Genomic DNA, 9,021 nt, shown 5'->3' with positions numbered 1-9,021 from the left:
GCGGCACGGAAGAGTCCTGGAAGCGGGTCGAAAGCGTGCTGACCTCGATCGCCGCGAAATACGACAACGACCCCTGCGTTGCCTGGCTCGGCGAAAACGGCGCCGGCCACTTCGTCAAGACGATCCACAACGGCATCGAATATGCCGACATGCAGATGATCGCCGAAATCTACGGCATCCTGCGCGACGGCCTGAAGATGTCGGCGACCGAGATCGGCGAGGTCTTCGGCGCCTGGAACAAGGGCCGTCTCAACTCCTACCTGATCGAGATCACCGAGAAGGTGCTGAAGGCTGCCGATCCGCTCACCGGCAAGCCGATCGTCGACATGATCCTCGACAAGGCCGGCCAGAAGGGCACCGGCAAGTGGTCGGTGATCGAGGCGCAGAACATGGGCGTGCCGGCAACCGGCATCGAGGCCGCCGTTGCCGCGCGCAGCATCTCCTCGATGAAGGACGAGCGCGAGGCGGCCGAAAAGATCCTCGGCCTGCCTCAGGTCGGTGACTTCCAGGTCGCCGACAGGGCCGCCTTCATCAAGGATCTCGAAAGCGCGCTGCTCGCCGCCAAGATCGGCGCCTATGCGCAAGGCTTTGCGGTGATGTCGGCGGCGTCGAAGGAGTTCGGCTGGAACCTGCCGATGCCGACGATCGCCAAGATCTGGCGCGCCGGCTGCATCATCCGTTCGCAGTTCCTCGACGAGATCACGACCGCCTTCACCAAGGCGCCGGATGCCGCCAACCTGATCGTCACGCCGGCCTTTGCCGCCATGGTCAAGGAGACCGACGGGGCGCTGCGGCGCGTCGTCTCGGCGGCGGTGCTCGGCGGCCTGCCGGTGCCGGCGCTCGCCTCGGCGCTCGGCTATTTCGATAGCTACCGCCGCGGCCGCGGCACGGCCAACGTCATCCAGGCGCAGCGCGACTTCTTCGGCGCCCACGGCTTCGACCGCGTTGACGGCGCCGACAGCCATCACGGCCCGTGGGGCAGTGGCCTCAACGGCTAAGTCTGACGAGCCGCTCGTAACGGGGTGGTCTTGGCTGCCCCTGGACTGCCGACAAACCCGTCGATTTTTTCGGCGGGTTTTGTTTTTGTTTGTGGGGCGCGACGAGCGAAGATGGCCAGTCGGGCTTGAAGGCACAAGCGCGGCGGCTTGGCCCAGGCCAGCCCCGCCCGGCCGCACGCATGGGCTCGCTTTGATGCGCCGGTCCCCAGGGAAAAGAACGGCGGCGCTTTCGATGTTCAAAGCGTCGAGGGTTGCGGCACGAGCTTCGTCCGATCGGAACCTTGTACCCCTCCGAACGGTTCTTCCATTGAAAGCGCGAGGACGAACCTGTGACCGAGAACCCTACCGCTCCACCGAAGCCAGGCAGCCCCAAGACCGGGCCCTCCCGACGGCGCGTTCACCAGGAAGGGGCGCCGAAACCCAACGATGACAAACATCCGCCTCGCGACACAAGGGAGGCTCCAGCGGCCAACCCGAACGGGCAGCCGCCCGATGATCCTCACCACGCGCCGAAGGATGACTGAGCAGTTGCGAGCTTTGGTCGATGCGCCCGAGGTGGCACAACAGCTTGCGGAGGCCCGCCAAAGAGGCTGGATGGGGGCAAGTCCTGGGCCGGCGAACAATCGTCCTGGACGGCTAATTCGCCAATAGGTCGTCTGCAAGGACTCACGGCCTTGCCGGACGAGATTGAAAGACAACTCAACGCACCCGCAGTTCTGCCTTTCTCGACCGGGAAAATCTCAGCGCGAGACGGGAGCGGAAAATCCTTCGGCTAACCCCCGTCGCAGGATGTCGGCATAGCCCCGGCTTTCTTCTGCCCGCCGCTCATTGGCGGTCGCAGCAGCGGTTCGCCCGCTCTGGCGGGCATCCTCAGCCATTTTCTCGCTAAGCGTGATGCGTTCCTCAATAACGCGGAGCGCCATCCGTATTGCCCCTGTTATCGATTCGTCCTCCCTCGAAGCAAGCACGTCTGACGTGAAGGCGTGGCCGACCTGACAGCGAAACCTCAGGGGAGGCGAGGATTTGATTTGCGAAAGAACGCCCCCGCACGAAGGACAGGACAAAGGCACGGCTTCCGCGATCTCGGCGATGGCATTCGTCCCTGATTGGCGACCGAGTGCAATGTCGATTTCCAGCTTGATGTCGTCTGGAACCGGCGGCGAGGGGCCAGCGGGTTCGGCGGCGAGTTTGACCAGGAGGGCAGGGAGATCGGCAAGGGGCGCGCGATAGTCGACGTCCGTTGCCGCCAAGGCCCCGAACGGCATGTCCGGCGCTTCTGCGTCGGCAGGGTTCTGGACGACGGCGATGCCGCCGCACCGCTTCAGATCGGCAAGACCCGCAGCGCCGTCGTTTAACAGTCCGGAAAGGACGAGACCGATGGCTTTGCTACCGTACGCGACCCCCACCGATCGAAACAAAGGATCGATGGCCGGCCGGGCGAGGTTCTCCCGCGGACCGTTGCCAAGACGGATCGAACCCCGACTTATGATCAAGTGACGGTCGGCCGGCGCGACATAGGCATGCCCGCGTTCGATCGGCTCACCATCAATCGCTGTTGTCACCGGGATCGGTGCGTGCTCCGCGAAGATGTCGGAAAGCAGGTTGTTTCCCCGGGCGCCGACATGAACGGCGATGAAAATCGTGGGATTGAAGCCAGCCGGCAATTCCGCAAGCAGTTGCCTTATAGCAGCTACCGAGCCCACCGACCCGCCCATCGCGATGAAACTGCGGGTTTCCATCGTGGCTTCTCCTTCACGTCAGAACCCCTGGCACGCCATTTTGTTCTCGGAATTCTTCGAATAGGGAAGTTTTCCCAAATCTGCTTGGTATCGGTCTGGCCACTGCTGTAAGAGTTGTGCCGGCAAATCGTACTCAGGTGTAGAATGCTCGGCCATTCCGGAGCAGGAAAATCGCGCCGGAAGGCACGGACAATACACGGCCGATTTGCGGCCGCAAGCGACGCAGCGGCGAGCGTCAGGGGGTAAGCATGGACAAGGAACTAGACCTTCCAATCGTCGCCATCGGAGCTTCGGCAGGTGGCGTTCAGGCGCTCCAGACCTTCTTCGATCAGATGGCCGACGATACCGACGCGGCATTCGTCGTGATCGTTCATCTCGACCCCGAGCACAGGAGCGAACTCGCGGGCATTCTCGCAGTGCATACGGCAATGCCAGTGATGCAGGTCGACGAGGAAGCGCCCCTCAGGGCAAACCATGTTTACGTCATTTCACCAAACCGGCGCCTCAAAATCGAAGACGGGATGATTACCGCGCTGCCGTATAATGAAGGTTACAACCGCCGCGCCCCAATCGATCTCTTCTTGAGATCGCTTGCCGAAGACCATGGGCCAGCGTTTGCGGTGATCCTCACCGGTGCGGGTGCTGACGGTGCCCTAGGCGTGACCGCCATCAAGGAAGCCGGCGGGATCGTGCTGGTACAAGATCCGAACGATGCCGAATACGCTTCCATGCCGCGCAGCGCTATCGACACCGAGGCCGCTGATTTCGTGCTGCCGCTTCCACAGATCGCCGACCGACTTGCAGAATTGCTGACGCTGCGCGACCAGCTTCCGTCGACCTATGTTCGATCTGGAGACGAGGATTGGCTTGGAAGAATCCTGGCACATGTGCGGGTGCGCACGGGCCACGACTTCTCGCAGTACAAGCGGGCGACGATTCTGCGTCGCATTGCGCGGCGCGCGCAGGTCACCCGCAAGGAGACTCTTGCCGACTATTACGCGCATCTGCGCGATACGCCCGAGGAGTCTCAGGCGCTCTTTACCGACTTTCTGATCTCGGTCACCATGTTCTTCCGTGATCAGGCCGCATTCCATTCACTGGCGCAGAACGCAGTTCCGCAGATTTTCGATGCCAAGGAAATGGGCGAACGAATTCGAGTCTGGGTGCCGGGCTGCGCGACGGGAGAAGAGACATACACGATCGCCATCCTCTTGCTAGAGGAAGCCGCCCGGAGAGACCTTTCACCGGAGATTCAGGTGTTCGGCTCCGATCTGGACGACCGAGCACTGGCAATCGCCAGGGAAGGCCGATACCCCGTGACGATCGAGAGCGATCTTTCGGAAGAGAGATTGCGCCGGTTCTTTCAGCGCGAAGGCGAGCACTACCGGGTGCGTCGCGAGCTGCGTGACACTGTCATGTTTGCCAGTCACAGCCTTCTTCGAGATCCGCCCTTTTCGCATCTGGATATGATTTCCTGCCGTAACCTGTTGATCTACCTCGACCGGCAGCTGCAACAGCAGGTTTGCAACACCTTCCACTACGCGCTCAATGCCGGCGGCTTCCTCTTTCTCGGGTCGTCTGAAAACGCCGACCAACCCGCAGGTCTCTTCCGCACCGTCGACCGAGAAGCCCGGATCTACCGCTCGCTTGCAAGCAGCAACGACCGCAGACCGGCATTGCCGGTCTTGCTTGGCCCACACCACACTGCCGAGCGTGCGCCGATCTACACGCGTGCTCCGTCAGCGGGCGGCAGCATCAGCGATGTCGCGCTCCACCGGCAGATGCTTGAGAAGATCGCCCCACCGAGCATGCTTGTCGATGAAGGTCATCGCGCCATCCACCTATCTGAAAATGCCGGCCGGTTTCTTCGTCCGTCCGGTGGGCCAGTCAGCACCGACGCGACCGATCTCGTGCGCGAAGAGTTCCGCTTCGACCTGCGGGCCGCTTTGCACAGGGCATTCGAGCGCAACGAAGCAACCTTGAGCATGCCAATCCTCGCGCAATTGGAGGGACACCAGCATCGCGTCTACATTCAGGTCAAGCCGGTCATTCAGGGCAGCGATCCAACGCGCCACGTTCTGGTTCTCTTTATAGAAGGCGAGCCTGTCGAGAAGACGGACGAGATTTTCTCCGAAAACCTCGATGACAGACCGGCGACGAACCAGACGATCCGCCAACTGCAGGAGGAACTGCAACTTGCCCAGAACCGTCTACGGGTGACGCGGGAGGAGTCCGAGGCCGCAAACGAGGAATTGCGCGCTGCAAACGAAGAGCTCCAGTCGATGAACGAGGAATATCGTTCAACCGCTGAAGAGCTCGAAACGAGCAAGGAGGAATTGCAGTCGATCAACGAAGAGCTTCAGACCGTCAACAACGAGCTGAAACTCAAGCTCGAAAGCGTTTCGCGCGCCCACAGCGATCTGCAAAACCTCATGGCCGCGACTGATGTCGCGACGCTCTTTCTCAATCCCTCATTGCGCATCAAGCGCTTCACGCCGCGGCTTACCGAAATCTTCAACGTCACACAGAACGATGAAGGACGGCCGATCACCGACTTCACACATCAGCTTGACTATGAAGGCCTGGCGGACGATGCGCGTTCCGTCCTCGAGAACCTCGCGCCAGTGGAGCACGAGGTCAAAAGCCGGAACGACAGATGGTATCTCGTGCGGATACGCCCTTACCGGACGATCGACGACAAGATTGACGGCGTCGTTGCCACCTTCGTCGATGTCACGGAGCGGCGCCGCGCCGAAGAGAGCGCAAGGGAAAGCAAACAGCGGCTGGAGCAAGCCTCGCGGCTTCTCGAGCTTTCGCGCTCGCCGATGTTTGTCTGGGACTTCGACAACGGCATAATGCAGTGGAATCGCGGCAGCGAGGAACTCTACGGCTACTCGCGTGACGAAGCTCTCGGTCGGAGAAAGGAAGAGTTGCTGAAAACCGAAGTTCCTGACTCGTCGTTCGAGCAACTGCGCCAATCGCTTCTTGCGACCGGTCACTGGAGTGGCGAACTGCGCCACACGACGAAATCGGGCCAGGTCCTGACGATCGAGAGCCAGATCGAGTTGCTTCCGCTCGGCGATCGGCGGCTCGTACTCGAAAGCACTCGCGATGTCACGGATCGAAAGCGGTGGGAAAAGCGCCGGCAGCTCCTCGTCAACGAGCTTAGCCATCGTGTCAAGAACACGCTTGCGGTGGTCCAGTCGCTTGCCCGTCAATCCCTGCGCGCGGCAAGCTCCAGCGAAGAGTTCGTCGAGCGTTTTGAGGGGAGGCTCTCAGCCTTGGCCAACGCCCACCAGTTGCTGTTCAAATCGGAATGGAGCGGGGCGGAGCTTGGTGCGCTGGCCATGAGCCAGCTCAATGCCTACGGCGCCGACAAGAAAAAGCTGCAGATCAAAGGCGCACCATTTGAGTTGCCACCCTCGCTTGCCACGCCTTTTGGCCTGGTCCTGCACGAGCTTGCCACGAATGCTCTGAAGTATGGAGCGCTCAGCACCGAAAATGGGCGTGTCAAGCTGAGCTGGAAAAACGGGAACAACGACCGGGAGTTGATTGTTGTTTGGGAAGAGAGCGGCGGACCGCCGGTCAAGGCGCCGGCCAAACAAGGATTTGGCGGCGTGGTGATCGAGAAAAGCCTTCCGGGCGCCACGGTAAACCGAGAGTTTCGTCCTTCCGGCTTGATCTGCACGCTCGAAATCGAGCTTCCGGAGACCCATGATGACGACGGCGGGGACAGATAATGAAGGGGTGCTTCGAGGTACGAGGGGTCTTGTTGTCGAAGATGAGCTGTTCATCGCTCTCGACATCGAAGCGGCGCTGCAAGAGGCTGGCGCCGACGTTGTCGGGCCATTTTCCGAGTTATCAGATGCTGTAGCCGCAGCCGGAAATGAGACCCTGTCCTTCGCGATCTTGGACATTCGGCTCGCGCGCGTAACCACGCAGCCCGTTTGCGATTTGCTCACAGAGCGTGGGATTCCGTTTCTTTTCTACAGCGGGCAACCGTTGCCTGAATCGATGACGGCACATTACGGGCGAGTTTCCTTCATCGACAAACCTGCGAGGATGGCCGACCTGGTGCACGCGGCGAAGCTGCTTTTGCCTGTCTCCGGAGAAAGAAGTGACAAAGCGGAAAAAAGTGACAAGGCGCGCAGGGCGACTAGCTGAAGCTCCAGAAGCCTTGAAACGGTTTTCCGCCGCAATATTCGGCCATTAACCGATCGTCGAAACGGGCGTCGATATCTCCGCCGAACCGGGACCGCTCGAGGGTCCTGGATTGGAGCATGACTTGATCGGCAACACGGCGAAGAGCGAGGCGATCATCAATGAAACGATGATCAGCAGCAGCCTGTCGGTGAAGGCGGCCCGAAAAATTTGCAGCACATAGTGCTTGGTCTTCATGATGCCCACACGCTTTCATCGTCACCAGCAAACGATGGCGGCAACGCACCGTCGGCACCTCAGCATCACGGTCCATGAGACGCGCGAAACCCCCTGACGATGCGTTGCCTGCGTCAATAGGATAAACCGCCGACAGCCGAGATGGTTCCGGAAAAGCGCGCCGGGCTTGGCGAAAGCGGCGCGCGGGCCGGCGGAGACTTAGCTCCTGAGCCCCGGGGCCTCCTGGCCGGTGCGGGCGACATATTCGGTATAGCCGCCGCCATATTGGTGGATGCCTTCGGGCGTCAGCTCCAGCACGCGGTTGGAGAGTGCGGCGAGGAAGTGCCGGTCGTGCGAGACGAAGAGCATGGTGCCTTCGTATTCTGCCAGCGCCCTGATCAGCATTTCCTTGGTGTCGAGGTCCAGGTGGTTGGTCGGCTCGTCGAGCACCAGCAGGTTCGGCGGATCGAAGAGCATGATCGCCATCACCAGGCGCGCCTTCTCGCCGCCGGAAAGCACGCGGCACTTCTTCTCGACATCATCGCCGGAAAAGCCGAAGCAGCCGGCAAGCGCGCGAAGCGGCGCCTGGCCGGCCTGCGGGAAGGTATCTTCCAGTTGCTGCAGTACCGTGCGGTCGCCGTCGAGCAGGTCCATGGCGTGCTGGGCGAAGTAACCCATCTTGACGCTGGCGCCGAGGGTGACATTGCCTTCGTCCGGCTCGGTGGAGCCGGCAACGAGCTTCAGCAGAGTGGACTTGCCGGCGCCGTTGACGCCCATGATGCACCAGCGCTCGCGACGGCGCACCATGAAGTCCAGCCCCTCATAGATGCTGCGGCTGCCGTATTTCTTGTGCACGCCCTTGATGTTGATGACATCTTCCCCGGAGCGCGGCGCCGGGCGAAATTCGAAGGCGACCGACTGGCGGCGCTTCGGCGGCTCGACCCGGTCGATCTTGTCGAGCTTCTTCACCCGGCTCTGCACCTGGGCTGCGTGCGAGGCGCGCGCCTTGAAACGCTCGATGAACTTGATCTCCTTGGCAAGCATCGCCTGCTGGCGCTCGAACTGCGCCTGCTGCTGCTTTTCGTTCTGGGCGCGCTGCTGCTCGTAAAAACCGTAGTCGCCGGAATAGGCGTTGAGCGAGCCGCCGTCGATCTCGATAACTTTAGTAATGATGCGGTTCATGAACTCGCGGTCGTGCGAGGTCATCATCAGCGCGCCGTCGTAGTTCTTGAGGAAGTCTTCGAGCCAGATCAGGCTTTCGAGATCCAGGTGGTTGCTCGGCTCGTCGAGCAGCATCACGTCGGGCCGCATCAGCAGGATACGGGCGAGCGCTACGCGCATCTTCCAGCCGCCCGAAAGCGCCGAAACGTCGCCGTCCATCATTTCCTGGCTGAAGCTCAGGCCCGCCAGCACTTCGCGGGCGCGACCCTCGAGCGCGTAGCCGCCGAGCTCTTCGTAGCGCGCCTGCACCTCGCCGTAGCGCTCGATGATCGCGTCCATCTCGTCGAGACGATCCGGATCGACCATGGCAGCCTCGAGCTCGTGCAGCTCGGCGGCGACTTCGCTCACCGGACCGGCACCGTTCATCACCTCGGCAACGGCGCTGCCGCCGGCCATTTCGCCGACGTCCTGGTTGAAGTAGCCGATGGTCACGCCCTTATCGACGGCGACCTGGCCTTCATCCGGCACTTCCTCGCCGGTGATCATGCGGAAGAGCGAGGTCTTGCCGGCGCCGTTCGGGCCGACGAGGCCGACCTTTTCGCCGCGATTGAGCGCGGCTGAAGCTTCGATGAACAGGATGCGGTGGCTGAGCTGCTTGCTGATGTTTTCGATACGGATCATGTCTGCGGTAGCCTGAAGGGAGGAGAGGGGCGCACTTGCGCCGAAATGTTGCCCCGGCCTGTCGC

Annotated in this window: 6 protein-coding genes; 3 read left to right on the top strand and 3 right to left on the bottom strand. The window is 61.5% G+C overall.

Translation table 11 applies throughout. The features are described from left to right. The coding region (gene gndA, locus ACQ5BM_RS22120; protein WP_429815940.1) for an NADP-dependent phosphogluconate dehydrogenase at positions 1 to 998 on the top strand (998 nt) is incomplete at its 5' end. A gap of 740 nt (positions 999 to 1,738) precedes the next feature. Here gndA and ACQ5BM_RS22115 read toward each other — a convergent pair. After that, the gene (locus tag ACQ5BM_RS22115; protein WP_429815937.1) at positions 1,739 to 2,737 is read right to left on the bottom strand and encodes a chemotaxis protein CheB; all 999 of its coding nucleotides are present in this window, start codon (positions 2,735 to 2,737) and stop codon (positions 1,739 to 1,741) included. Between the two features lie 248 nt (positions 2,738 to 2,985). On the opposite strand from ACQ5BM_RS22115, the gene ACQ5BM_RS22110 reads away from it, so the two are divergent. Together ACQ5BM_RS22110 and ACQ5BM_RS22105 are read left to right on the top strand one after the other, a co-directional pair. Further along, the gene (locus ACQ5BM_RS22110) at positions 2,986 to 6,477 is read left to right on the top strand and encodes a chemotaxis protein CheB (RefSeq protein WP_429815934.1); all 3,492 of its coding nucleotides are present in this window, start codon (positions 2,986 to 2,988) and stop codon (positions 6,475 to 6,477) included. Continuing rightward, entirely contained in the window at positions 6,452 to 6,901 is a 450-nt protein-coding gene (locus tag ACQ5BM_RS22105; protein ID WP_429815931.1) for a response regulator, read from the top strand. The genes ACQ5BM_RS22110 and ACQ5BM_RS22105 overlap by 26 nt, the downstream gene beginning before the upstream one ends. Positions 6,902 to 6,946: 45 nt before the next feature. On the opposite strand, the gene ACQ5BM_RS22100 is transcribed toward ACQ5BM_RS22105, so the two are convergent. Both ACQ5BM_RS22100 and ACQ5BM_RS22095 read right to left on the bottom strand, forming a co-directional pair. Further along, positions 6,947 to 7,135 (bottom strand): hypothetical protein, encoded by a 189-nt coding sequence (locus ACQ5BM_RS22100; protein WP_429815928.1) that lies wholly within the window; start codon positions 7,133 to 7,135, stop codon positions 6,947 to 6,949. A gap of 198 nt (positions 7,136 to 7,333) precedes the next feature. Continuing rightward, positions 7,334 to 8,956, bottom strand: coding sequence for an ABC-F family ATP-binding cassette domain-containing protein (locus tag ACQ5BM_RS22095; protein ID WP_429815925.1), 1,623 nt, complete (start codon positions 8,954 to 8,956; stop codon positions 7,334 to 7,336). Positions 8,957 to 9,021: the final 65 nt, after the last annotated feature.

The sequence above is a fragment of the Ensifer sp. B1-9 genome, from assembly GCF_050474445.1.
Classification (GTDB): domain Bacteria; phylum Pseudomonadota; class Alphaproteobacteria; order Rhizobiales; family Rhizobiaceae; genus Ensifer.
Note: the sequence above shows the minus strand (reverse complement) of the source record. Positions and strands in the feature narration are given on the sequence as shown.

Excerpts from the sequence above, each read along its gene's own strand:
- ACQ5BM_RS22100 (WP_429815928.1), bottom strand. The coding sequence starts at position 7,135 with ATGAAGACCAAGCACTATGTGCTGCAAATTTTTCGGGCCGCCTTCACC.
- ACQ5BM_RS22115 (WP_429815937.1), bottom strand. The coding sequence starts at position 2,737 with ATGGAAACCCGCAGTTTCATCGCGATGGGCGGGTCGGTGGGCTCGGTA.
- ACQ5BM_RS22105 (WP_429815931.1), top strand. The coding sequence starts at position 6,452 with ATGATGACGACGGCGGGGACAGATAATGAAGGGGTGCTTCGAGGTACG.
- ACQ5BM_RS22095 (WP_429815925.1), bottom strand. The coding sequence starts at position 8,956 with ATGATCCGTATCGAAAACATCAGCAAGCAGCTCAGCCACCGCATCCTG.
- ACQ5BM_RS22110 (WP_429815934.1), top strand. The coding sequence starts at position 2,986 with ATGGACAAGGAACTAGACCTTCCAATCGTCGCCATCGGAGCTTCGGCA.